The following is a 22,388-nucleotide window of genomic DNA, read 5'->3' as shown; positions in this document are numbered from 1 at the left end:
GAAACATCTCAGTACCTGGAGGAAAGGACATCAACCGAGACTCCGCGAGTAGTGGCGAGCGAAAGCGGACTAGGCCAGTGATAAAGCTAAGACAACTGGAACCATCTGGAAAGTTGGGCCTCAGCGGGTGACAGCCCCGTACAGGTAATGCAAAGCTTTATCCTCGAGTAGAACGGGACACGTGCAATCCTGTTTGAACATGGGGGGATCACCCTCCAAGCCTAAGTACTCCTTACCGACCGATAGTGCACCAGTACCGTGAGGGAAAGGTGAAAAGCACCCCGACGAGGGGAGTGAAATAGTACCTGAAACCGGATGCCTACAAACAGTCGGAGCCCGCAAGGGTGACGACGTACCTTTTGTATAATGGGTCTGCGACTTAGTCTGACGAGCAAGCTTAAGGCGATAGCTGTAGGCGTAGCGAAAGCGAGTCTGAACAGGGCGTTCAGTTCGTCGGATTAGACCCGAAACCTGTCGATCTATCCATGGTCAGGTTGAAAGTGGGGTAACACCCACTGGAGGACCGAACCGGTGTCTGTTGAAAAAGCCTCGGATGAACTGTGGATAGGGGTGAAAGGCCAATCAAGGCAGGAAATAGCTGGTTCTCCGCGAAATCTATTTAGGTAGAGCCTCGGACGAATACTCGAGGGGGTAGAGCACTACATGGGCTAGGGGCCCCTACAGGGTTACCAAACCTAAGTAAACTCCGAATACCTCGAAGTACTATCCGGGAGACACACGGCGGGTGCTAACGTCCGTCGTGAAGAGGGAAACAACCCTGATCGCCGTCTAAGGTCCCCAAATCACTGCTAAGTGTGAAAGGATGTGCGAACCCCATAACAACCAGGATGTTGGCTTAGAAGCAGCCATCATTTAAAGAAAGCGTAACAGCTCACTGGTCTAAACAAGGGTTCATGCGCCGAAAATGTAACGGGGCTAAAGCAGTGTACCGAAGACGCGGGTGTACAGCAATGTACGCGGTAGCGGAGCGTTCCGTAAGCCTGTGAAGGGAGACCCGTGAGGGCTCCTGGAGGTATCGGAAGTGCGAATGCAGACATGAGTAACGAAAGAAGTGTGAGAAACACTTCCTCCGAAAGTCCAAGGGTTCCTGCGTAAAGTTAATCTGCGCAGGGTTAGCCGGCCCCTAAGGCGAGGGCGAAAGCCGTAGTCGATGGGAACCACGTTAATATTCGTGGGCCAGTGGGTGTGTGACGGATGCAGCAAGTTGTTGAGGCTTATTGGATTGCCGAGGCAGCGAATGTGTCCCTGGAAATAGCCCCCACATAGACCGTACCCGAAACCGACACAGGTGGACTGGTAGAGAATACCAAGGAGCTTGAGCGAAGTGTGCTGAAGGAACTCGGCAAATTACCTGCGTAACTTCGGGAGAAGCAGGCTATCTCTTCGGGCAACCGGAGGGGTAGGGCACAAACTAGGGGGTGGCGACTGTTTACCTAAAACACAGGGCTATGCTAAGTCCAACGACGACGTATATGGCCTGACGCCTGCCCGGTGCTGGAAGGTTAAGAGGAGAGGTTCACGCCTTGAATCGAAGCCCCAGTAAACGGCGGCCGTAACTATAACGGTCCTAAGGTAGCGAAATTCCTTGTCGGGTAAGTTCCGACCTGCACGAATGGCGTAACGACTTCCCCACTGTCTCCAGCACACACTCAGTGAAATTGAATTCCCCGTGAAGATGCGGGGTTCCTGCGGTTAGACGGAAAGACCCCGTGCACCTTTACTGCAACTTTGCACTGGCAATCGTGACTGCTTGTGTAGGATAGGTGGTAGGCTATGAAACCTGGGCGCTAGCTCGGGCGGAGCCGAAATGTGAAATACCACCCTAGTGATTATGGTTGTCTAACCGCGGTCCGTTATCCGGATCCGGGACAGCGCATGGTGGGCAGTTTGACTGGGGCGGTCGCCTCCTAAATCGTAACGGAGGCGTGCGAAGGTGGGCTCAGGTTGGTCGGAAATCAACCGTCGAGTGCAATGGCATAAGCCCGCCTGACTGCGAGACTGACAAGTCGAGCAGAGTCGAAAGACGGCCATAGTGATCCGGTGGTTCTTTGTGAGAGGGCCATCGCTCAACGGATAAAAGGTACGCCGGGGATAACAGGCTGATGACGCCCAAGAGTCCATATCGACGGCGTCGTTTGGCACCTCGATGTCGGCTCATCACATCCTGGGGCTGGAGCAGGTCCCAAGGGTATGGCTGTTCGCCATTTAAAGTGGTACGTGAGCTGGGTTCAGAACGTCGCGAGACAGTTCGGTCCCTATCTGCCGTAGGTGTAGGAGAATTGAGAGGATCTGACCTTAGTACGAGAGGACCGGGTTGGACACACCTCTGGTGGACCTGTTGTCGTGCCAACGGCACAGCAGGGTAGCTATGTGTGGAAGGGATAACCGCTGAAGGCATCTAAGCGGGAAACCCACCTCAAAACGAGTTCTCCCTCGAGAGTCGTGGAAGACCACCACGTTGATAGGCCGGGTGTGGAAGCGCTGCAAGGCGTGTAGCTTACCGGTACTAATAACTCGATTGGCTTGATTGCTCTCATTTAGCAATGCTCATCGTTTGCTCGAAATCGCGAAACGGTTTCAAGCAGAGGCGCGCTCTCACGAGCGCCGAACGATGAGCGTAGGGCTCAGAAAATAGACCAGAAACAGAAGTCATATGACGTCTCCGCCGACCTGGTGATTATGGCGGGGTGGCTGCACCCGATCCCATTCCGAACTCGGCCGTGAAACGCCCCTGCGCCGATGGTACTTCGTCTTAAGACGCGGGAGAGTAGGTCGTTGCCAGGTCTGCAGAGACGTCATGTGAATTTTCGAATAACGAAGTCAATCAGTGCCCTCTATCGAATTTAAGAACGCGCCGCTGTGCCTTGAGCCAGCGGCGCGTTTTTGCGTTTGCATTTTTTTCGGAAGCGGACAGATCGAAGCTGCGGCGAGTCGTTTGACGCCAGGGCTTGGCGCGCGTGCTAGGGTGGTCCTGTAAAAAGGAAAAAGAACCCCCATGGCTGTTACCTCAAGAAAAATTGCTCCCGGCGCCAAGCCGAAAGTCTCTCGTGCAAAGAAGGTGCCCGCTCAGCCGGTCGTGATGGAATACGTCAGCCCTTTCACCGTCGGGAACCGCGTCACTCACGCTTCGTTTGGCGACGGTGAAGTTGCGGAAGTTTCCAAAAACCAGTTGGCGATCAGCTTCGACAACGTCGGCGACAAGGTGATCTTGGACAGCTTCGTCAAGTTACAGAAGTCCTGAGCCCGATTTGAAAAAAAAGCTCCGCTGCGCCTTGTGCCGGCGGAGCTTTTTTCGTTCCGGGTGATCTCGGATTGCGTCGCGCGTTTCGCAAAATGACTTTCTCTTTGCGCGAGTAGCTCGAGCGACTAAAAATTCGAAATTAAAAAAGCGCGGGTAGCTGGGCCGGCGAAATTTTGAGGCGCGCGATATGCTGCAATATATCTGGTCGAAGCTCTATGCGCGTTGGCTCCGATCGCAACTTGTCAGACCTCGGCCGCGCATTGAACTCAAGCACGGCTCCGGCACGAATCTGATCCTCGGGATCGCGCGCAACTACAGCATTTCCGACTTGCGGCCCTTTGTCCGTTCTGCGCGAAAGTTTCATGACTGCCGGATCGTCCTGGTCATCAACAACGATCCGGAGCTCGGAAATGCGCTCGATGCGGAGGGCGTCGACTGTGTCCTCGAAGATGTTTCATCGAGCCTGGGGCGGCCTCATATGAATTTTGCGCGCGTGACCGATTATGTCGCCGTGCTGCAAGCGCTCTCGGGGCAGGTCGAACGCGTATTTTTGGCCGACACGCGCGACGTCGTTTTCCAGGGTGATATTTTCGAAGCGCTGCCTGATGCCCCGATGATTTTTTTCGAAGAGGGCAAAGGTTTTTCTCTGGAATCCGCTGGCTGGAACGGCAATGCGATCCGGCGAACTTTTGGGCTGCCGGTCTACGATCAAATCAAACATCACGAAGTGATCTGCAGCGGCACCGTTCTGGGGCGGCACGGCGTCACGCTGATGTATTGCTGGGAGAAGCTTTTGCTTGGGCAAATGGTTCGCCGGCGTCATCACATGCGTTCAGGCGTCGATCAGGCGACGACTAACGTCATTGCACGCGTCAATCTCGTGCCGTCGTCTGTCGTAATGCCATACGATGGAGCAGTCGCAACCCTCTCCGGACACAACACGAATTTTCTATCGGTCAAAGACGGACTGCTGGTGACAGCGCAAGGCGGTGTGCCGGCCGCGATCCATCAATACGATCGCAATCCTGCGGTCCGCGATTTTGTTTATGCGACGTATGACGGCCCAAAGAGCGGCAAAGCGGGCGATAACTCGAAAGATTCGACGCTGCAGAAAAAGCTTCGCGTCGCGTTCGGCCTGCAGGGACCGTAGTCGCGTGCGGTTTTGCGATCATTCGATCGCATTTTCTTTGCCGCCGCGGATTGCGACTTTGACACCGCATTTCTCCATCGGGAGCGCGGTCGATGTCCAGCGATCCTTCGTCACCGTTACGACATAGCGGCGGCAGTCGCGTCCCGCGCCCTGGACGAAATGCACGGTGAAGACCGCTAGTCCGGCTTTGCGTTTGTGCGGCCAGACGAACTCGCCGTTGTTCGGCACCGTTTTGATCGCTTTGCCGATCGCGTAAGCCGCGTTGCGATAATCCGTCGATGTCAGACGTGCGAGAACCGCGCGCGATAGATCAGGGTGCAAGCCGGCGGTTTCGGCCTTCTTGCGTAACGGATCGTTCGATGGCCGTGGCGGGGCATAGGCATCATATAGATGCGGTTTTGCTGGTGTTTTTGCATCCGCTTCGTCGTCGTTCGTATCACCTGGTGCAGCGGCGACGGTGACCTCAGGCAGGGGCAGACTCGGCGGCGCGATCGCTGCAGGCGGCGGAACGGGAGTAGGAGGGGCAAGTGGCGTCGAGCCTGGCGTGTCGGCGGATGCGATCTCTTTCGTCGGCAATGGCACTGAGGGCGCTTGTTCTGACGTCGCCAACGACGATGCGATGCGTTCAAATTTCGAAGTCCATTCTTGTCGCGTCTCAGCATCGGTGGCGAAGGCGCATCCAACGGTGGCGGCGATAAGAAGGAAAAGATACGTATAGGGAACGATTTCCAGGCGTCGTGACGGTTGCGGGCAAACCGGCTCACCGGCGTAGAAGTCTTGCGACGCGAAATCAGCATCGCTTTCGGCGATCATGAACGAGGGAAATTCGTCAGCGGAATAAGACGCGCGGGCATACATTGGCCGATCCTCAAATCTTCCAGAGAATGTCGTTTCCCGCGCTGCATATGCACCGCACTGTCCTGGCCAAAAAATGGCAAGACGAAAAATGAGGGAATTTTTGGCGTTTCCTCCAGTCCGTCCAACCGGTTCTGCCCAAGCGGAGATCAATGTTCTTGACTCTTCTAGTGGCGTTCGCTCAGTTGACGGCGGACCTGATCTCGGGACCTTGAATCCTGACCTATTAGGAGCAGAGATGAGTATTTCACGTTTCGCACATGCCGTGCGTCATTCGTCATTTTCTTCCATTCTTCTTGGTTCTGTTCTCGCCGTCGGCGGTGTCGCGGTGGGCGCCGTCGCTGCCCACGCGGAGGATACGCACGAGGTCGAGATCTCAATCAAAGATCATAAGTTCGAGCCGGATGCGCTGAAGCTGCCGATCGGCAAGCCGATCAAGATCACGGTGAAGAACCTCGACGCGACGCCGGAAGAATTCGAAAGCCACGACCTCGGCTTCGAGAAGATCATTGCCGGCAACAGCTCAGCGGTCATTCGCGTGAAGCCGCTAAAGCCTGGCACCTTCATGTTCTTCGGTGAATTTCACCAGGATAGCGCGCTCGGCCACATCGTTGCGGAGTAGGCGGCGATGCTTGCGGCTCTCATCATTGTCTTTCGCGAAGTTCTCGAAGCGGGCCTGATCATCGGCGTGGTGCTCGCGGCATCGCGCGGCGTTCATAGCCGTAACGGTGCGGTATCGCTCGGAGTCCTCGCAGGGATCGCAGGCTCAATCATCGTTGCGATGTTTGCCTCGCGGATCTCAGACGCTTTCGACGGCCGCGGTCAGGAAATTTTTGTCGCGGCGATCCTGCTGTTTGCGGTCGTCATGCTCGGGTGGCACGTCGCCTGGATGGCGCATCATGCTCGCGAGATGACGCAGCAGTTGCGGCAGCTGGGCAGCGATGTTTCTGCCGGACGGCAATCGCTGTTTGCGCTCGGCGCGGCTGTTGCCGTGGCGGTCATGCGTGAAGGCAGCGAGGTCGTGCTGTTCATGACCGGCATCATCATGCAGGGCAAGGATACCGGTTTCGAACTTCTGATCGGATCGGGTATCGGGCTGCTGCTTGGCGCTGTCGTGTCGATGGTGCTTTATTTTGGGCTCGCGGCCATTCCGATCCGGCAGATGTTTGCGTTTACCGGCGTTCTCATCACATTGCTGGCTGCGGGGCTTGCAGCCTCCGCGGTCAAGCAGCTGTCGAATGCAGGCCTGTTGAATGCGTTCGATTCAACGGTCTGGGACAGCTCGTCCATTCTGTCGGAAAACAGTTGGCCGGGGCGGGTCTTGAGCATTCTGGTTGGTTACATGGATCGGCCGACGGGGATGCAGCTCATCGCGTATGTCGCAACGGCGGCGGCGATTTTCTCTTTGAGCTACATCTGGCGAGCGCCGGCGAAACCGGTCAGTCAGAGCGCATAGAAAAAAAGGCGCCCCTCGCGGCGCCTTTTTTATTTCATCGGCTAAAGACCAAGATCCGACAATCCCGGATGATCGTCGGGGCGGCGTCCGAGTGGCCAATGGAATTTTCTCTCGCTCTCGGAAATGCGCAGGTCGTTGATGCAAGCATAACGATGGTGCATCAGGCCGTCGGGGCCGAATTCCCAGTTTTCGTTGCCGTAGGCGCGGTACCACTGGTTGCTGTCGTCGCGATATTCATAAGCAAAGCGTACGGCGATGCGATCGCCGGTAAATGCCCAGAGTTCCTTGATGAGGCGATAGTCGAGTTCGCGGTTCCACTTCCGCGTCAGGAATTCGATGATCTGCTGACGGCCGACCGGAAACTCGGCGCGGTTTCGCCAAACGCTATCGACCGAATAGGCCAGCGCGACCTTCTGCGGATCGCGGCTATTCCAGCCGTCTTCGGCGCCGCGGACTTTCTGAATGGCGTTTTCGCGCGTGAAGGGCGGGAACGGCGGTCTGCTTTCAGACATTTTCGTCTCCTTCAAATTTGACAGTGGAGGGATTGCTTGACCCTGGACGCGAACGTCACGAGTCTCGGCGGCAGATCGAAATCGCTCGACGACACCTGCGGGAGGGAGCACCTACCATGTACGACATCGCCAATCTTTCGAATCTGCCTCATCTAAGAAATCTATCGTCGACGACGATGTCGGCGTTCGAAAACTTCGATCGCGCTGCCATGGCGGCGGGTGCCATTCCACGACGCTATAAGGAATTGATCGCGCTTGGCGTCGCCATCGCAACTCAGTGTCCGTACAGCCTCGAAGTCCATCGCACCAACGCAGAGAATGCCGGTGTGACGGAAGCAGAAATTGCGGAAGTCATTTATATCGCGGCGACGATGCGAGCAACGGCAGCTATCGCGCACGGGACGCATCTTGTCGGGCCGCGCAAAGCAACGCGATAATGTCTGCGCCGCTAATGAAGACTGTTGTCTGGCCTACAATACGCTGATCATTTTGATCATAATGATCGCTAGGCTGACGGCTGCGATCCAAAGTGCGATGTCGGCTGTCCGGCTGCGTCGCGAGCGCGAGGCGATTTTATCGATAGTTTCATCGTCGAGACGAAGTCCCGCATTGGCCATTTGGGACATGCCGTTGATAGCCTGCGCAACATTCTGCAGAAGCGCCGGAGTCTTCATCAAGACATCGCCGATTGTTTCAACGCCACGGCCCGCTTCGCGCAAGCGGCCGAGAGGCGAGAGATTGGATTCCATCCATTCCTTCGCCACCGGTTCGGCGGCAACCCAGACGTTCAACGACGGATCGAGATCGCGTGCGACGCCTTCGACGATGACCATGCTCTTTTGCAGCAGGATCAGCTCTGGACGTGTCTGCATGTCGAAGACTTCGGTATAGGCGAAGAGCTGGCCCAAAAGGTCGGCCATCGAAATTTCTTCTGCCGTGCGGCCTTGGATCGGTTCGCCGATGGCGCGCATCGCCTGGGCGAATTCTTCGACGCTGTGATGCGGGGGCACGTAGCCCGCTTCGAAGTGGATGGCGGCGGCGCGGTAGTAATCGCGCGTGATGAGGCCGTGCAGGATTTCTGCGAGGAAGCGGCGCTCGGGCAGACCCAAGCGGCCCATGATGCCGAAGTCGACGGCGACGACCTTGCCGTTGGCATCGACGAACAAATTCCCCTGATGCATATCGGCGTGAAAGAAACCGTCGCGCATGGCGTGACGAAGAAATGAGCGCAGCACGGTCATGCCGAGAGCGGCAGTGTCGAAGCCCTTGGCCTTGAGAACGTCGCGTTGTGCGATCGGCGTCCCGTCGATCCATTCGATCGTCAGAACGCGTTTGGCCGTGCGTTTCCAGTCGATATCGGGAACGCGGAAGCCTTCGTCCTCTTTGATGTTTGACGCCATCTCGGAGATGGCTGCGGCTTCGAGGCGCAAATCCATCTCGAGGTCGGTCGTGTGCTTCAGATTATCGACAACGGCAACCGGTTTCAGGCGGCGCGCGGGCGGATACATGCGTTCGATCATCCGCGCGGCGAAATAATAGCTGTCGAGGTCGCGATAGAAACGCTTCTCAATGTTAGGCCGCAGAATCTTGACGGCAACGGCCTTCTTCACGCCGTTGTCGAGGACGTAGGCTTTGTGGACCTGGGCGATTGAAGCGGCAGCGACGGGCGGTCCGAATTCGACGAAATGATCTTCGAGCTTGCCGCCGAGCGCGCGTTCAACGGCTTCGCGAGCTTCCGCCATCGAGAACGGTTCGGCTTTGTCTTGAAGCTGGCGCAGATCGTCGGAAAGCTCAGGTCCGATGACATCGGCGCGGGTGGCGAGAAACTGGCCGAGCTTCACATAGCTCGGACCGAGCTTCGCCAATGCCGTTGCGACGCGGGCGGATTGCGGCTCGCCTTTGCGGAAGGCCGATGCCACAAGCGTCACCGGCAATGTGGCGATGCGCGCAAGTTTCAGTGGCAGCGGTACCGGCATGCCCTTCGGAACGAAGCGGACGCCATATTGCGCAAGCACAAAACCGGCGCGCGCGAGTCGTAGGGAGTTAAGAAGCGCTCCGGGCATGGTGGTGATTTCGTCGTCCTGAATTCTCTGGGGGCGCAGGCCGTGGTTTCGCTCGGCCTCGGCACATTGCGCCGCAACCTCGTCGGGTCAAGTGTAGCCGCTCGGAGGGGTAAAAACGGTTAAGCCGGGACGGCATTCGTAACTGCCGCAGCCAGGGCCATTGCGGCTGGGACGCCATACAACTTGCGGACAAAAAAATAGCGCCCGGCGGATTGCCGCGGGCGCTACTTTCGAGCAAATGCTCAGCTCGACCTATAGCTTGCAGAACGTTGCGCGGCCGTGACAGGTGACCATGCCGCCGTTCGGGCTGCAGCGATACTTTTTGTTGACGACCTTGTAGCCGGCGACCTGGCCGTTCGCCAGGAAACCCGGCCAGAGACCCCAGCTGACGTTCTGGACCATCGTCTCCATCGCGAACCATTTCGCCGAATCGGCCGACGTTGACGTGGCGACTGCGCCCTTCGTCATGCAGCCAGCGTTCGCGACGCCGGCGCCCAGCGAAACAAGCGCCGCAGCAGCGACGCCGATCAATAGCTTCGATTTCATGAGTCCCACCTCCTCGAATAGAAGAAAGTCATTCCTTCGTCCCCGAGAGGGAAAGCTATGAATCGCTGCCGCCAGCGTCAATTGAACTTACGCTGAAGGGCAAAAAACGTAGTTCACGCTGTGGCCGATCAGATCTTCCAGCCGCCGTGAATCGCGGCGATGCCGCCGGTCAGGTTGCGATAGGCGACGCGCGAGAAACCAGCGTTACGAATCATGTCGGCGAAGGCTTCCTGCTTGGGGAAGCGGCGGATGCTTTCGACGAGATAGCGATAGGATTCCGAATCGCCCGCAGCCAGCTGCCCGAGACGCGGAATGACCTCAAACGAGTGGAAGTCGTAGGCGCGATCGAGCAACGGCACGCGGCATTCGGAAAATTCCAGACACAGGAAGCGTCCGCCGGGCTTCAGCACGCGGTAGGCTTCGGCAAGCGCGTTGTCGATGTGGGTCACATTGCGAATGCCGAACGCAATCGTATAGGCGTCGAAGCTCGCGTTCTCGAAAGGCAACTCTTCGGCGTTGCCCTCGACGCAGGTGATGCGGTTCTCAAGTCCTGCGTCAGAGATGCGGCGGCGGCCGACGTCGAGCATCTCGGGGCTGATGTCGCAGATGACGGCGGTGGCGTTCGGCCCTGAATCTTTAGCGTAGCGGATGGAAATGTCGCCGGTGCCGCCGGCAACGTCCAAAAGCTTGAACGGCGTGGCACTGCGCGGCGCGTTCAGCATCGTGATGAGTTCGCGCTTCCAGAGGCGATGCAGGCCACCGGACATCAAGTCGTTCATCAGGTCGTAGCGATCGGCGACCGACGCGAAGACCTTGTTGACGAGCCCCTGGCGTTCGGTCTCGGGTACGGTGCGGAAGCCGAACGACGCGGTGCTCTGGCTTGCGGTTTCTGAGTTTTGATCCATATCCGGGACCATAGCCGCTCACGGGCGGCAGCGCTATCGTCGGCGCGTCTCATCGTCAATTTCAGGTGACATTTCTCCCATGCCCGAACTCCCCGAGGTCGAAACCGTGAGGCGGGGGCTGGCGCCGGTGCTGGTCGGCAGCCGGGTTGCGCGGATTGATGCGCGGCGGCCGGATTTGCGTTTTCCGCTGCCGGAACGGTTCGGCGAGCGGTTGGCGGGGCAAGACATCGTCGGGCTGGAGCGGCGTGCGAAATATCTGATTGCGACGCTTTCGAGCGGTGAGGATCTCGTCATGCATCTGGGCATGACCGGGCGGTTTTCCGTCATCCATAAGGACTTCATCGACCGGCCGGGGGACTACATCCACGAGACGGGGCCTGATCCGGCGCACGATCACGTTGTGCTGCATCTCTCCGACGGCACGCAGGTGATCTACAACGATCCCAGGCGGTTCGGATTCATGGTCATGATGCCGCACGCGGAGCGGCCGGAGCATGCGCTGTTTCGCAAGCTCGGGGCGGAGCCGCTGAGCGATGAATTGACGGCCGAATATCTGGCGCGGCGAGCGCTGGGCAAGAAGGTCAATCTCAAAGCATTCCTGATGGATCAGCATGTCGTGGCGGGGCTCGGCAACATCTACGCGTCCGAGGCGCTGTTTCAGGCGGGGCTATCGCCCGATCGTGTTGCGGCAACGTTGGCGAACCGTCGCGGAGGTATAGATAAGGCCGAGAAGCTCGTCATCGCGATCAAGGATGTTCTGCAACGGGCCATCGCAGCGGGCGGTTCGACACTGCGAGATTACCGCAGTGCCGACGGCAAGAAGGGAGCATTCCAAGAACGGTTTGCCGTTTACGACCGGGAAGGCGGCACGTGTCCGACCCCTGGATGCGGCGGCGAAATCCGTCGCGCGGTGCATGCCGGGCGCGCGACGTTTTATTGCCGGCGGTGTCAGCGCTGAAATGGTGTCAGCTTGCCGTTGAGGTGGCGGAGCGCTCGCACAGTGCGGCGTTCGTCTTGATCAGGATGACACTGATGCACATCACGGCGAAGCCGCCGCCGAGGAAAAGCTGGTTCGCGGCCCAGTCACCTTTATGCGTGATGGCGAGTTTGCCGGCAGCTATCAGCCAGACAAGGCCGATGGCAATCAAGATCGCCTGATAGCCTGCGATTTTCGCCATGCGGTCGAGCGACGATGTTTGCGCGAGCGGGTCATTCGGGTTTGAAAGCCGCTTCAAGTAATAGCCGTAGGCGGCTGCAAAGAGCATGCAAGCCGTACCGTATTCCCAGCCGTGCTGCCAACGTACGTGCGTACCCAGATAGATGGCGTAGAACGCCACGCCACACCACAGGAATGCCAAGGCAATCAGAAAGACGTTCGCGCGCATCGCTTCGCGCTGCGTGGCAACGGCCGATCCGGTTGCCGGGCGCTGCCAGATCGGAGCATTCGTTCGCAGCGCGGCCATGACCATGACAGCTGAGAAAACCGCGGCGGCGACTGCCGAGTCCGCGATCTTCATCAGACGGCAGGCGAGATACATGGCGATGAGAGCTGCGGCGAGTGTCACTGCCAGCCAAGGCAGCGATGGGCGCAAGGTCATGGTGTCGGAAGCTCCCCCTTTTGGACGGCGCGGTGGCCTGCTCTCGAACCTACATGCGTGAGCGCAGGGCGTCCAAGCTGATAGCTGCAATGGCGAGCGCACCAAAGAAGAAGATGTTGCATCCCGCCCAATCGGCGTGGGTCGCGGCGCGCGGAAACTTGTGATCGACGAACAGGCTGATGACGCCGGCCGCCATGCCGATCACCTGAAACTGAAGCAGAAGACGTCCCATCTTCACCAGCATGGCGTCGTCGCGTCCGGCGGAGCGGTCCCGATCGAGAAGGACGGCGAAGCCGATGGTGGCGACGGCAGCAAACAGAAAGCCGATGAAAAACTGCCACCACTCGGCCCAGTGCTTATCCATAACGAAGAGGTACGTGATCAGGATCGCGAGCGCGGCCCAAGCCCAGACCAGAGCCAGATATCGCGCCGTCGAACTGGCGATGGCGCTCATCGGCGCGCCGGTGTTCCTCAGCTTCTGGTGATCACGGATGGCAATCAGGGCGAAGGCAACGCAGATAACCGCGACGGCCGCCATCTGCAGGGTCGGCTGTTCTGCGGAGGCGGCCAGGACAGTCGCGCAAACAGTAGCCGCGAGAGAAAACAGCCAACCGGTCATGGACAACATTCTCTGGCGGTCTCCCAATTCTGGATCAAAAGCATGTAAGTCGGGATGGACTTAGCGCAAATGGCGGCGCAAAGCGCTGCGACCGGCCGTCGGTGGCGGCTTTTGTGACGGATTCGTGCTTTTCCGGGTGCGCTTCATTGACCGGCGGCCGTTAGGCGGGTATATCCGCCGCAAACCGTGCCTGGAGCGAAAATCCCGGGCCGACGATCAATATCTTCAACCCATTGCCGCGCTTAGCATTTTGCGAATGCGACGGCGCATTCGCAGCAAACGTAAGGACACCCAATGGCAAATACGTCGTCGGCAAAGAAAGCCACGCGCCAGATGATCCGCCGCACCGAAGTCAACAAGTCGCGCCGTTCGCGCGTCAAGTCCGAGGTTCGCTCGGTCGAGGAAGCTATCAAGTCGGGCGACCAAGCCAAGGCACTTGCTGCGCTTTCGGCCGCTGAACCGCTTCTCGTGCGCACCGCACAGAAGGGCGTCATGCACAAGAAGACCGCAGCCCGGAAGGTTTCCAGGCTTGCTCAGCGTGTCAAGGCCATGAGCGCATAACGCACTTGTGAATAAGGGGAGCCAATTTTTCTCCCTGTTGCATATTCGCTACGGTAAAGAGCGGGCCCGCCAACGGGCCCGCTGTTTTTTTATCGTCATTAATCGCCCGGAATCCGGCCCATTGGACGGGATGTTCTGATGCCGGATAAGTTTGGCGCTCTTTCGAGGCGGAGTCGGACGGCAAGAGAAAATGACGTCTGGGTGACGGTCGTGGCGGCGATGCAACCCAGAGTGTGTCAGTGGAAAAAATGCGAATAGAGTCAGATGGTTTATGCACAGAGGTTGCGATGTGACTCGCGTTTTCACCAGTACCTGTGGACAACTTTTGGTACGCCTCAATCGCCCCAATGGCTGCGCTGGGGTGCTTGTCGAAAAGAGGGTTAAGGGATAGTAAATTTCTAGTGGATGGCAGCGGGGTAAAGCGGTCGTTCGCACTGGTAAGTTCGGCGAGCGTAGCATTCGGGTCTTTCAAGCTTTGATGACCCGGACTGTATCGCCAAAATAGATAAAGACCTGCGTTTCAACTTGGGCGTTGCTTTGGCTAGCCCAGGAATAGTTGGGTATTCTCTGGTTCTGGCTGGGGATATTCTCGCGGGTCTTTATCAGTACTTGTGTAAGGCGTGAGGGGAATTCGTGGAAAAAGTTGAGGCTTCTGGCGTCGAGGACGTGTCCGTTCTCGAAACTTGGAAGCGTCTCGAAGGCGATCCGAAGACTGTTCTTGTTGATGTTCGGACGCGTGCCGAATGGGCTTTTGTGGGTGTGCCCGACCTTTCGAAGATCAACAAGGACGTCATGCTGATCGAATGGCAGACGTTCCCTGACAGCCGGATCGCTCCGGACTTTATCGAACGATTGACGGCGGCGTTGGCTGCCAAGGGAGTCGAGAAGAATACTGAGATTTTTTTTATCTGCCGTTCGGGCGGGCGCAGCCGGATGGCTGCCGAGGCAATCGCCGGAGCGGGATATTCGAGGTGTCGAAACGTCATGGAGGGCTTTGAGGGACCGTTAGACGCTGCCCAACACCGGAGCCAAATCGCAGGCTGGAAATTCGCCGGTCTCAACTGGCTGCAAGGGTAGCAAGACGTCACACGGAAGGCACGGCACCGGAAGGCAGAGGGTAATGCCGGACGGTGATGAGGGGGGACGCTTTCAGGCGTCCCGCGTTATCAGCGGGAGTACATCACTATGCAGGCAGCACAAAAGGCAGAGTCTCAAGGTAATGAGCACAGCGCCGAGACGCCGACGGTTGCGGTAGAGGGCCGTGGTCACAAGGTCCGCGCCATGCTCAAGGTTCAGCTCGGAGATGAGGTCTATTCGAGCTGGTTCAAGAGCCTGGAATTCGAAAGCTTCGATGGACGGATCGTCAAGGTTTCGGTGCCGGTCAAGTTTGTGCGCAACTGGATTCAAGAACACTATTCCGAGCACTTGCTGCGCTGCTCGCGCGTTGAATTCGCAACGGCCGAGCGCGTCGAAGTCGTCTGGCGGCAGCCCGGTGCGGTTCCGCAGCGGCCGGCGGATGCTCGTATCGGAGACGCCGCGCACACCAGCGCTGCCATTCCAGGACCCATCGCGCACGTCGAGACGCCGCGTCCGGCAGCACCGCTGCGGGCTCCGGTTCTGCCCGTCCAGCGGACGTCTGCGGGCGGCCTTGAAGGTTCGCCGCTCGATCCGCGCTATACATTTGAAAGCTTCGTCGTCGGGGCGTCGAACCGGATGGCGCATGCGGGCGCCACGCAGGTTGCGGAAACGGTCCTAACGGGTGCGCCTGGCTACAATCCTCTTTACATCCATTCGGCGGTCGGCCTCGGCAAGAGCCACCTTCTTCATGCCATCGCTTGGGAAGTGAAGAAGCGGGCGCCGAATGCACAGGTGCTGTATCTTACGGCCGAACGCTTCCGCTATCAGTTCGTCGAAGCGCTGCGGTCGTCTGATCCGCTGGCGTTCAAGGAGCGCTTCCGCAACATCAACATGTTGCTGATCGACGACCTCGAATTCCTGCAAGGCGAGCGGACCGAGCAAGAGTTCGATCACATCATCAATGCACTGCTCGACGGCGGTAAGCAGGTCGTCGTTGCTTCGGCGCGGGCGCCGAACCAGATCGAACGGCTGAACGAGCGTATGCGGTCGCGACTGCAGCGTGGTCTCGTCACCGAGCTTCAGTCTCTCGATCATGAGCTTCGCCTCAAGGTGCTGGACAAGCGTCTGGCCGAGAAGAAAGCGGCCGACCCGTCATTCTCGCTGTCGCGCGATGTCGTCGATCTCCTGGCGCTGCGCCTGACGGAGAACGGCCGCGAGCTCGAAGGGGCGGTCACGCGCCTTTACGCGACGTGGCAGTACATGCGCACGCCGATCACGCTCGACATTGCCGAGACGGTCATCCGTGACCTCGTGCAGAACCTTGAGCCGCGCCGGATCAAGATCGAGGATATCCTGCGGATTATTTCCCGACATTACGGCGTGTCGAAGGGCGATCTGCTGTCGCAGCGCCGTCATCGTTCCGTCGTTTGGCCGCGCCAGATCGGCATGTACCTGGCCAAGCATCTGACAGCGCGTTCGCTGCCGGAAATCGGACGGCGGTTCGGCGGCCGCGACCACACCACCGTTTTGCACGCGATCCGCAAGATCGAGGGCGAAATCAGCAAGAATCCGAACCTCGGAGACGAGCTTGAGGAGCTGAAACGGCTTCTCAACCACTGACCGCAACTTCACCCCTTGCGGCCTGATGCGACGCGGGGCCGGCATTTCATCCCCCTGGAGTGCCGGCCTTGCCGCGTGTGGGATAAGCCCGTAATTGGCGGTATCACGCAGATTGTGCGCTGACCCATACATCTTACTTGAAAAACTAGCTTCTTTCGGGTCTGATCCGGCTCCACGGGCGATTCCGCCCAGCGGCGCGGTCCGCGCCAAATTCGTTCTTTTGCGTGAGATGCTGCGGCGGGCTTCGACCGCGCTTCCATGCACACTTCCATAGCTGAGGATAAATATGCGTCTCGAGATCGAACGTGGGGAACTCTTGAAGGCGCTCAGCCACGTCACAAGCGTCGTCGAACGGCGGACGACGATCCCGATCTTGTCGAACATTATGCTTAAGGCCGCGGGCGACGCGCTGATGTTCAAGGCGACGGATCTCGAACGCGAGGTGAGCGAGAGCGTCGGCGCCAAGGTTTCGGGGCCCGGCACGCTGACGGTTCCGGCGCATGTGCTGCACGACATCGTGCGCAAGTTGCCGGATGGTGCCGAGATCGAGATCAAGCGCGACGGCGATAAAGAACGTCTGACGATCACGTCGGGACATTCGCGTTTCAGCTTGCAGACGCTGTCGGCCGATGATTTTCCGGATCTTGCAGTCGGCGAGATCGGGCACGAGTTCACGATGGAAGCCGGTGACTTGAAGCGGCTCATCGACAAGACGAAATTCGCGATTTCGACGGAAGAGACGCGCTACTATCTCAACGGCATCTATCTGCATCCGGCTGAGACGGACGGCACGAAAACGCTGCGTGCTGTCGCGACCGACGGTCATCGCCTGGCGCAGGTGGAATTGCCGCTGCCGAAAGGCGCGGAGGGGATGCCGGGCGTCATCATTCCGCGCAAAACGGTGCACGAGTTGACACGCCTGCTCGAAGATTCGAGCGCGAAGGTGAAGGTCGGCGTGTCGCAGACGAAGGTGCGGTTCGAGATTGGCTCGGTCGTGCTGACGTCGAAGCTGATCGACGGTACGTTCCCCGATTACGGCCGCGTCATTCCGCACAACAACGACAAGGAAATGAAGGTCCCGAACGCGTCGTTCAAGAGCGCCGTCGATCGCGTGTCGACAATTGCAAGCGAGCGCGGGCGTGCGGTGAAGCTCAATGTCGGCAAGGACAAGCTGATCCTGACGGTGAACAATCCGGAAGGCGGCAGCGCGACGGAAGAAATTCCGGTCGGCTACAGCGCTGGGCCGCTGGAGATCGGTTTCAACGCTCGCTATCTGCTCGACATCGCCGATCAGCTCGAAGGCGAGGATGCGCGGTTCCTGCTCGCCGATCCCGGTTCGCCGACGATGGTGCGCGACAGCAGCGACGCCAGCGCGCTCTACGTGCTAATGCCGATGCGGGTTTGAGGGGAATTCCCTCTCCCCATTTCTGCACTCAATGGGGAGAGGGTGCAGGGTGAGGGGCCGACCTAGCTTCGCTCTTGCAAGGCTGCAAGGAGCTGATCCAACACGCCGTCGATGTTTTTGTAGATGTCGGCATTGTTGATGCGAACAATTTTGTAACCGAGCGCCACCAATTCTTCTTCGCGCGTGCGATCCTTGGCGATCTCAGATGGAGTTCCGTGCGTGCCGCCATCGATCTCCACGACTACGTGCATCTCACGGCATGCAAAGTCGGCAAAATAGTCTCCAATCGGAAACTGGCGCACAAATTTAAAACCGCAGAGACGGCGATCGCGTAGGTGAAACCACAATTTCGCTTCGGCGGAAGTCGCATTCGATCGCAAGATGCGGGAGCGATTGAATTTCCATGGTTGGGTGCTGCGCATAACTTTCCTACATGCAGACGGAAGCGGTGCTGCCCCTCACCCTAGCCCTCTCCCCGTGAGGACGGGGAGAGGGGATGATCGAGCTTATTTGAGAATCTCGCAGGCAATGATAAGCGCTGCACATGGCATCCATCCCTAACGCACTCTGGGTCGAGCGGCTGCAGCTCGCGAATTTTCGCAGCTACGCGTCGGCGAGTGTGACGACGGATGCTGGGCCGCAGGTGATCGTCGGCGCGAACGGGTCGGGCAAGACCAATCTTCTCGAAGCGTTATCGTTGCTCTCACCGGGACAGGGGCTGAGGCGTGTGCCGTTCGTCGATCTCGCTCGGGCGGCGGGCGACGGCGGGTTCGCAGTCGCCGCGCGGGCGCATACACTTGCCGGACCTGCTGATCTCGGTACGGGTTTAGTGCCCGGTGCAAATTCGCGTGGCGAGCGCACGGGCCGCATCGTGCGGATCGATGGCGTGGCGCAGTCGGGCTCGGGTATTCTCGCCGATTATCTCGAAATCGTGTGGGTGACGCCCGCGATGGACGGGCTGTTTACGGGCGCGGCGTCCGAGCGGCGGCGATTTCTCGACCGCCTGATCCTGTGTTTCGATCACGGCTACCGGACGATCGCAGGGCGCTTCGAGCGCGCCATGACGAGCCGCAACCGGCTGCTCGCAGATGGCGTGCGCGACAACGCGCAGCTTTCGGGTTTCGAGCAAGTGATGGCCGAGACGGGCATTGCGGTCGCGGCGGCGCGGCTCGAAGCGGTCGCTGCCATGCGCGCCATCGTCGAGAAGCGGCGGGCGCGTGATCCGAACTCGGCGTTTCCTTGGTCGGCATTCCGGCTCGAAGGGACGATCGAAGACGACCTGAGCGGTATGTCGGCCGTCGAAGCGGAAGATTTGTATGCCAAGACATTGCGCGACACGCGCGAACGCGACCGTGGCGCTGGGCGGACGCTCGATGGGCCGCACCGGTCGGATCTTATCGTCGAGCATGGGCCGAAAGCACTCGAAGCGCGGCATTCCTCGACGGGCGAGCAGAAAGCGCTGCTGCTCGGCCTCGTTCTGGCGCACGCTGAGCTGTTGACGGAGCGGCAGGAAGGCGCTGCGCCGATCCTGCTGCTCGATGAAATCACGGCACACTTGGACGTTCACCGCAGGGCTGCGCTTTTCGATGAAATCCTGAGGCTCGGAGCCCAAGCCTGGATGACGGGCACGGACGCGGATGCCTTTTCGGCGCTTGCCGGAAAGGCCCGATTCTGGGGCGTGAACGAGGGAAAAATCGAAGCCCTTCCGTAGTGACTTCAAGAGGGACAAACAGCCACATCCAAAATGCTGAAAAACAAAGGTTTTTTGGCCTCAAATTCTGTCGATTTCGTGCGGATTTTCGAGGCGATTTGTGCTATACAAAACGATCGAATATCCGCCTGCTGAGAAAGCCAAAAAATGAACGCGCAACCGCTCAAGAAAACCCCTGAGGCTGACGACTACGGCGAAGACAGCATCAAGATGCTGAAGGGGCTCGACGCGGTCAGAAAACGCCCCGGCATGTACATCGGCGACACCGATGACGGTTCGGGTCTGCATCACATGATCTACGAGGTGGTCGACAACGGAATCGACGAGGTTCTCGCCGGTCATGCGAAGTCGTGCATGGTGACGCTGAACCCCGACGGCTCGTGCACGGTGCGCGACGATGGCCGCGGTATTCCGACCGGCATCAAGCGCGACGACGATCACGATCCGAAGCGCTCGGCGACGGAAATCGTTTTCACCGAGCTGCATGCGGGCGGCAAGTTCGACCAGAACTCTTACAAGGTGTCGGGCGGTCTGCACGGCGTCGGCGTGTCGGTCGTCAACGCGCTGTCGACGTGGCTCAAGTGTCGTGTCTGGCGCGACGGCAAAGAGCACTTCATCGAATTTCACAACGGCAACGCTGTTGCGCCGTTGAAGGTCGTCGGCGATGCGGGCGAGGAGCGCGGCACGGAAGTCTCGTTCCTGCCGAGCACCGAGACGTTCCACAACGTGACGGAATTCGATTTCGCGACGCTGGAGCATCGCCTGCGCGAACTGGCGTTTCTCAACTCCGGCGCGAAGATCGTGTTGACCGACGCGCGCCACGCCGACGTGAAGCGTGAGGAATTCATGTACGACGGCGGCACGGCTGCGTTCGTGCGCTATCTCGACCGCTCGAAGACGTCGGCGCTCAGTGAGCCAATCCTGATTAATGCCGAGAAAGACGGGATTACCGTTGAGGCGGCGCTGTGGTGGAATGACAGCTATCACGAGACCGTGCTCTGCTTCACGAACAACATCCCGCAGCGCGACGGCGGCACGCATCTCGCCGGTTTCCGCGGAGCGTTGACGCGTATCGTCAACAAATACGCCGAAGAGTCAGGCATTGCGAAGAAAGAGAAGGTCAACCTCTCGGGCGACGATGCGCGAGAGGGTTTGACGTGCGTGCTCTCGGTCAAGGTGCCGGATCCGAAGTTTTCTTCGCAGACGAAAGACAAGCTTGTCTCATCGGAGGTTCGCCCGGTCGTTGAGGCGGCGGTTGGCGATCAGCTCGGCGCCTGGTTCGAAGAGCATCCGAAAGAAGCGAAGGTCATCGTCGGCAAGATCGTCGAAGCAGCGTTGGCACGCGAAGCGGCGCGCAAGGCACGCGATCTCACGCGGCGAAAGGGTGCGCTTGATGGTTTGCGGTTACCGGGCGGTCTCGCGGAATGCCAGGATCGCGACGCGTCCAAGACCGAGCTTTTCATCGTCGAGGGCGACTCGGCCGGTGGCTCTGCGAAACAGGGCCGCAAGCGCGAGTTCCAGGCGGTGCTGCCGATCCGAGGTAAAATCCTGAACGTCGAGCGCGCGCGTACCGACAAGATGCTGTCGTCGGAGCAGGTGACGAACATCATCGGGGCGCTGGGCACCGGCATCGGACGCGACGAGTTCAAGCTCGATAAGCTGCGCTATCACAAGGTCATCATCATGACCGACGCCGACGTTGACGGCGCGCACATCCGAACGCTGTTGTTGACGTTCTTCTATCGTCAGATGCCGGAGCTTGTCGACAAGGGGCATGTCTACATCGCGCAGCCGCCGCTCTACAAAGTGGCGAAGGGCAAGTCGCATTCGTATCTCAAGGATCAACGCGCGCTGGAAGATTATCTGATCGATCAAGGCCTCGCCGACGCAGTTCTCGTCACGGGCGATGGCGCGGAGCGCGCAGGCCGCGATCTGCGCGATATCGTCGAGCAAGCTCGGCAGATTGCGGGCGGTATCAATGGGCTGCATCATCGCTATAACCGCGACGTGGCCGAGCAGGGCGCGATCGGCGGCGCGTTTGATGCCTCGCTCCTGAATACGCCGTCGGCCGAAAAGGCAAACGCGATCGCGGAACATGTCGCGAAGCGGCTCGATGCGATTTCGGAAGAGATGGAAACAGGCTGGGAAGGCCGTTACGGCAACGACGGCTATGTCTTCAAGCGCGAAGTGCGCGGCGTGACGGAAGTGCACTTCCTCGACCGGGCGTTGCTCGGCTCGCTCGATGCGCGACGCATTAACGAGCGGCACGCGCATCTCGTCGAAGTTTACGAGACGCCTGCGAAGCTCAAGCGCAAGGACAAGACGGATGTCATCACTGGGCCGCGCTCGCTGCTCGAAGCCGTTTACGAGACAGGCCGCAAGGGGCTCGATCTGCAGCGCTACAAAGGCCTTGGCGAGATGAATCCGGAGCAACTCTGGGAGACGACCCTCGACCCGGACGTCCGTACGCTCTTGCAGGTGAAGGTCGGCGATCTGGCGGAAGCCGACGAAATTTTCGCCAAGCTGATGGGCGATGTCGTCGAGCCGCGCCGCGACTTCATCCAGGAAAACGCGCTCAACGTTTCGAACCTTGATGTGTGAGTGGAGGTGTCGCTCACTCGCATCGGCCGGGACACTCGGATTTTTACTCCTGGTTTTGATCTGCAGTGTTTCCGCGTCGGCGGAGACTTATGGGCCTTTTTTCTACCGTATCGGGGTTGCGGAAAGTTATGTGGGTTTTGAAACGTCACTTTCCCTGAACGGTTCGAAACTGGTCGTCGAAAACTGCATTCAAGTTGTCTTTCCAGGGAAGCGGCAGTGTTCTTCTCAAACCTTTCAAGAGGGCGAGTTTTCATTGACCGACGATTTCGTCGAATATGTCAGCGGCAATATCGAAAAAGTTGATCGCAAATCTCGCCTGTTTACGATCGAAGATAGTCAGGACCACCACGCAATCATTCGAAACGTTGCCGAACGCTTCGAGGGGTGGGAGACTACGCCCGCGAACTGGCTCAATCGGTGACGGGCTAGATCGTTCATTCTGCGCGG

The 22,388-nt window shown here is 58.8% G+C and carries 21 protein-coding genes and 2 rRNA genes (1 of these 23 only partly in view); 15 read left to right on the top strand and 8 right to left on the bottom strand.

Translation table 11 applies throughout. The features are described 5' to 3' along the window. From RLW55_RS03775 to RLW55_RS03760, 4 genes are all read left to right on the top strand, one after another. A 23S ribosomal RNA gene (locus tag RLW55_RS03775) occupies nucleotides 1-2,552 on the top strand (it extends 241 nt beyond the left edge of the window). A 138-nt stretch (nucleotides 2,553-2,690) separates the two neighbouring features. Then, nucleotides 2,691-2,805 (top strand): 5S ribosomal RNA (gene rrf, locus RLW55_RS03770). Between the two features lie 211 nt (nucleotides 2,806-3,016). Continuing rightward, nucleotides 3,017-3,262, top strand: coding sequence for a hypothetical protein (locus tag RLW55_RS03765; protein ID WP_423415618.1), 246 nt, complete (start codon nucleotides 3,017-3,019; stop codon nucleotides 3,260-3,262). Nucleotides 3,263-3,449: 187 nt separating this feature from the next. Continuing rightward, nucleotides 3,450-4,412 carry a hypothetical protein gene (locus tag RLW55_RS03760; RefSeq protein WP_423415617.1) on the top strand — a complete coding sequence of 321 codons (963 nt, stop codon included), beginning with the start codon at nucleotides 3,450-3,452 and terminating at the stop codon, nucleotides 4,410-4,412. Nucleotides 4,413-4,430: 18 nt separating this feature from the next. Here RLW55_RS03760 and RLW55_RS03755 read toward each other — a convergent pair whose 3' ends face one another. Beyond that, on the bottom strand, nucleotides 4,431-5,270 hold the full coding sequence (locus tag RLW55_RS03755; RefSeq protein WP_423415616.1) for a hypothetical protein: 840 nt from the start codon (nucleotides 5,268-5,270) through the stop codon (nucleotides 4,431-4,433). Between the two features lie 235 nt (nucleotides 5,271-5,505). Here RLW55_RS03755 and RLW55_RS03750 point away from each other — a divergent pair, with 235 nt between their 5' ends. Together RLW55_RS03750 and RLW55_RS03745 are read left to right on the top strand one after the other, a co-directional pair. Then, on the top strand, nucleotides 5,506-5,889 hold the full coding sequence (locus RLW55_RS03750) for a cupredoxin domain-containing protein (RefSeq protein WP_423415615.1): 384 nt from the start codon (nucleotides 5,506-5,508) through the stop codon (nucleotides 5,887-5,889). 6 nt (nucleotides 5,890-5,895) lie between these two features. Beyond that, entirely contained in the window at nucleotides 5,896-6,723 is an 828-nt protein-coding gene (locus RLW55_RS03745) for an FTR1 family iron permease (protein ID WP_409561808.1), read from the top strand. 41 nt (nucleotides 6,724-6,764) lie between these two features. Here the strand turns inward: RLW55_RS03745 and RLW55_RS03740 are convergent, their stop codons facing one another. Continuing rightward, nucleotides 6,765-7,235 carry a DUF1348 family protein gene (locus RLW55_RS03740; RefSeq protein WP_423415614.1) on the bottom strand — a complete coding sequence of 157 codons (471 nt, stop codon included), beginning with the start codon at nucleotides 7,233-7,235 and terminating at the stop codon, nucleotides 6,765-6,767. 116 nt (nucleotides 7,236-7,351) lie between these two features. On the opposite strand from RLW55_RS03740, the gene RLW55_RS03735 reads away from it, so the two are divergent. Further along, nucleotides 7,352-7,672, top strand: coding sequence for a carboxymuconolactone decarboxylase family protein (locus tag RLW55_RS03735; RefSeq protein WP_013950534.1), 321 nt, complete (start codon nucleotides 7,352-7,354; stop codon nucleotides 7,670-7,672). A gap of 33 nt (nucleotides 7,673-7,705) precedes the next feature. Here RLW55_RS03735 and ubiB read toward each other — a convergent pair whose 3' ends face one another. From ubiB to ubiE, 3 genes are all read right to left on the bottom strand, one after another. Beyond that, nucleotides 7,706-9,298: a 2-polyprenylphenol 6-hydroxylase gene (gene ubiB / locus RLW55_RS03730; protein ID WP_423415613.1), complete on the bottom strand. Its 1,593-nt coding sequence runs from the start codon at nucleotides 9,296-9,298 to the stop codon at nucleotides 7,706-7,708. Between the two features lie 252 nt (nucleotides 9,299-9,550). Then, on the bottom strand, nucleotides 9,551-9,844 hold the full coding sequence (locus RLW55_RS03725; RefSeq protein WP_409561810.1) for a hypothetical protein: 294 nt from the start codon (nucleotides 9,842-9,844) through the stop codon (nucleotides 9,551-9,553). Nucleotides 9,845-9,972: 128 nt separating this feature from the next. Then, nucleotides 9,973-10,749 (bottom strand): bifunctional demethylmenaquinone methyltransferase/2-methoxy-6-polyprenyl-1,4-benzoquinol methylase UbiE, encoded by a 777-nt coding sequence (gene ubiE, locus RLW55_RS03720; RefSeq protein ID WP_423415612.1) that lies wholly within the window; start codon nucleotides 10,747-10,749, stop codon nucleotides 9,973-9,975. A gap of 79 nt (nucleotides 10,750-10,828) precedes the next feature. Here ubiE and mutM point away from each other — a divergent pair, with 79 nt between their 5' ends. Next, nucleotides 10,829-11,707 (top strand): bifunctional DNA-formamidopyrimidine glycosylase/DNA-(apurinic or apyrimidinic site) lyase, encoded by an 879-nt coding sequence (mutM, locus tag RLW55_RS03715; RefSeq protein WP_414464565.1) that lies wholly within the window; start codon nucleotides 10,829-10,831, stop codon nucleotides 11,705-11,707. Nucleotides 11,708-11,714: 7 nt separating this feature from the next. Here mutM and RLW55_RS03710 read toward each other — a convergent pair whose 3' ends face one another. Both RLW55_RS03710 and RLW55_RS03705 read right to left on the bottom strand, forming a co-directional pair. After that, complete coding sequence (locus RLW55_RS03710) at nucleotides 11,715-12,347, bottom strand: hypothetical protein (protein ID WP_409561813.1); 633 nt, start codon at nucleotides 12,345-12,347, stop codon at nucleotides 11,715-11,717. 49 nt (nucleotides 12,348-12,396) lie between these two features. After that, nucleotides 12,397-12,966 (bottom strand): hypothetical protein, encoded by a 570-nt coding sequence (locus tag RLW55_RS03705; RefSeq protein ID WP_423415611.1) that lies wholly within the window; start codon nucleotides 12,964-12,966, stop codon nucleotides 12,397-12,399. A 294-nt stretch (nucleotides 12,967-13,260) separates the two neighbouring features. Here RLW55_RS03705 and rpsT point away from each other — a divergent pair, with 294 nt between their 5' ends. The 4 genes from rpsT (at nucleotide 13,261) to dnaN (ending at nucleotide 17,629) form a co-directional block, all read left to right on the top strand. Continuing rightward, nucleotides 13,261-13,527: a 30S ribosomal protein S20 gene (gene rpsT, locus RLW55_RS03700; RefSeq protein WP_414464566.1), complete on the top strand. Its 267-nt coding sequence runs from the start codon at nucleotides 13,261-13,263 to the stop codon at nucleotides 13,525-13,527. Nucleotides 13,528-14,160: 633 nt separating this feature from the next. Further along, nucleotides 14,161-14,604, top strand: a complete 444-nt coding sequence (locus RLW55_RS03695; RefSeq protein WP_013950544.1) for a rhodanese-like domain-containing protein — start codon at nucleotides 14,161-14,163, stop codon at nucleotides 14,602-14,604. 204 nt (nucleotides 14,605-14,808) lie between these two features. Continuing rightward, complete coding sequence (gene dnaA, locus RLW55_RS03690) at nucleotides 14,809-16,224, top strand: chromosomal replication initiator protein DnaA (protein ID WP_423416374.1); 1,416 nt, start codon at nucleotides 14,809-14,811, stop codon at nucleotides 16,222-16,224. Between the two features lie 286 nt (nucleotides 16,225-16,510). Then, complete coding sequence (dnaN, locus tag RLW55_RS03685; RefSeq protein ID WP_423415610.1) at nucleotides 16,511-17,629, top strand: DNA polymerase III subunit beta; 1,119 nt, start codon at nucleotides 16,511-16,513, stop codon at nucleotides 17,627-17,629. Between the two features lie 62 nt (nucleotides 17,630-17,691). Here dnaN and RLW55_RS03680 read toward each other — a convergent pair whose 3' ends face one another. Next, complete coding sequence (locus tag RLW55_RS03680; protein WP_423415609.1) at nucleotides 17,692-18,051, bottom strand: endonuclease domain-containing protein; 360 nt, start codon at nucleotides 18,049-18,051, stop codon at nucleotides 17,692-17,694. A 122-nt stretch (nucleotides 18,052-18,173) separates the two neighbouring features. Here RLW55_RS03680 and recF point away from each other — a divergent pair, with 122 nt between their 5' ends. The 3 genes from recF to RLW55_RS03665 all read left to right on the top strand — a co-directional run bounded on the left by recF (nucleotide 18,174) and on the right by RLW55_RS03665 (nucleotide 22,362). Beyond that, nucleotides 18,174-19,340: a DNA replication/repair protein RecF gene (gene recF / locus RLW55_RS03675; RefSeq protein ID WP_423415608.1), complete on the top strand. Its 1,167-nt coding sequence runs from the start codon at nucleotides 18,174-18,176 to the stop codon at nucleotides 19,338-19,340. A 147-nt stretch (nucleotides 19,341-19,487) separates the two neighbouring features. Continuing rightward, nucleotides 19,488-21,941: a DNA topoisomerase (ATP-hydrolyzing) subunit B gene (gene gyrB / locus RLW55_RS03670; protein WP_423415607.1), complete on the top strand. Its 2,454-nt coding sequence runs from the start codon at nucleotides 19,488-19,490 to the stop codon at nucleotides 21,939-21,941. Nucleotides 21,942-22,071: 130 nt separating this feature from the next. Further along, nucleotides 22,072-22,362: a hypothetical protein gene (locus RLW55_RS03665; protein ID WP_423415606.1), complete on the top strand. Its 291-nt coding sequence runs from the start codon at nucleotides 22,072-22,074 to the stop codon at nucleotides 22,360-22,362. Nucleotides 22,363-22,388 lie beyond the last annotated feature (26 nt).

Source organism: Hyphomicrobium sp. B1 (assembly GCF_049532635.1).
Classification (GTDB): domain Bacteria; phylum Pseudomonadota; class Alphaproteobacteria; order Rhizobiales; family Hyphomicrobiaceae; genus Hyphomicrobium_B.
This window is presented reverse-complemented; position numbering and strand designations above follow the sequence as displayed.

Excerpts from the sequence above, each read along its gene's own strand:
- RLW55_RS03765 (WP_423415618.1), top strand. The coding sequence starts at position 3,017 with ATGGCTGTTACCTCAAGAAAAATTGCTCCCGGCGCCAAGCCGAAAGTC.
- RLW55_RS03760 (WP_423415617.1), top strand. The coding sequence starts at position 3,450 with ATGCTGCAATATATCTGGTCGAAGCTCTATGCGCGTTGGCTCCGATCG.
- RLW55_RS03755 (WP_423415616.1), bottom strand. The coding sequence starts at position 5,270 with ATGTATGCCCGCGCGTCTTATTCCGCTGACGAATTTCCCTCGTTCATG.
- RLW55_RS03750 (WP_423415615.1), top strand. The coding sequence starts at position 5,506 with ATGAGTATTTCACGTTTCGCACATGCCGTGCGTCATTCGTCATTTTCT.
- RLW55_RS03745 (WP_409561808.1), top strand. The coding sequence starts at position 5,896 with ATGCTTGCGGCTCTCATCATTGTCTTTCGCGAAGTTCTCGAAGCGGGC.
- RLW55_RS03740 (WP_423415614.1), bottom strand. The coding sequence starts at position 7,235 with ATGTCTGAAAGCAGACCGCCGTTCCCGCCCTTCACGCGCGAAAACGCC.
- RLW55_RS03735 (WP_013950534.1), top strand. The coding sequence starts at position 7,352 with ATGTACGACATCGCCAATCTTTCGAATCTGCCTCATCTAAGAAATCTA.
- ubiB (WP_423415613.1), bottom strand. The coding sequence starts at position 9,298 with ATGCCCGGAGCGCTTCTTAACTCCCTACGACTCGCGCGCGCCGGTTTT.
- RLW55_RS03725 (WP_409561810.1), bottom strand. The coding sequence starts at position 9,844 with ATGAAATCGAAGCTATTGATCGGCGTCGCTGCTGCGGCGCTTGTTTCG.
- ubiE (WP_423415612.1), bottom strand. The coding sequence starts at position 10,749 with ATGGATCAAAACTCAGAAACCGCAAGCCAGAGCACCGCGTCGTTCGGC.
- mutM (WP_414464565.1), top strand. The coding sequence starts at position 10,829 with ATGCCCGAACTCCCCGAGGTCGAAACCGTGAGGCGGGGGCTGGCGCCG.
- RLW55_RS03710 (WP_409561813.1), bottom strand. The coding sequence starts at position 12,347 with ATGACCTTGCGCCCATCGCTGCCTTGGCTGGCAGTGACACTCGCCGCA.
- RLW55_RS03705 (WP_423415611.1), bottom strand. The coding sequence starts at position 12,966 with ATGACCGGTTGGCTGTTTTCTCTCGCGGCTACTGTTTGCGCGACTGTC.
- rpsT (WP_414464566.1), top strand. The coding sequence starts at position 13,261 with ATGGCAAATACGTCGTCGGCAAAGAAAGCCACGCGCCAGATGATCCGC.
- dnaA (WP_423416374.1), top strand. The coding sequence starts at position 14,809 with ATGCTCAAGGTTCAGCTCGGAGATGAGGTCTATTCGAGCTGGTTCAAG.
- dnaN (WP_423415610.1), top strand. The coding sequence starts at position 16,511 with ATGCGTCTCGAGATCGAACGTGGGGAACTCTTGAAGGCGCTCAGCCAC.
- RLW55_RS03680 (WP_423415609.1), bottom strand. The coding sequence starts at position 18,051 with ATGCGCAGCACCCAACCATGGAAATTCAATCGCTCCCGCATCTTGCGA.
- recF (WP_423415608.1), top strand. The coding sequence starts at position 18,174 with ATGGCATCCATCCCTAACGCACTCTGGGTCGAGCGGCTGCAGCTCGCG.
- gyrB (WP_423415607.1), top strand. The coding sequence starts at position 19,488 with ATGAACGCGCAACCGCTCAAGAAAACCCCTGAGGCTGACGACTACGGC.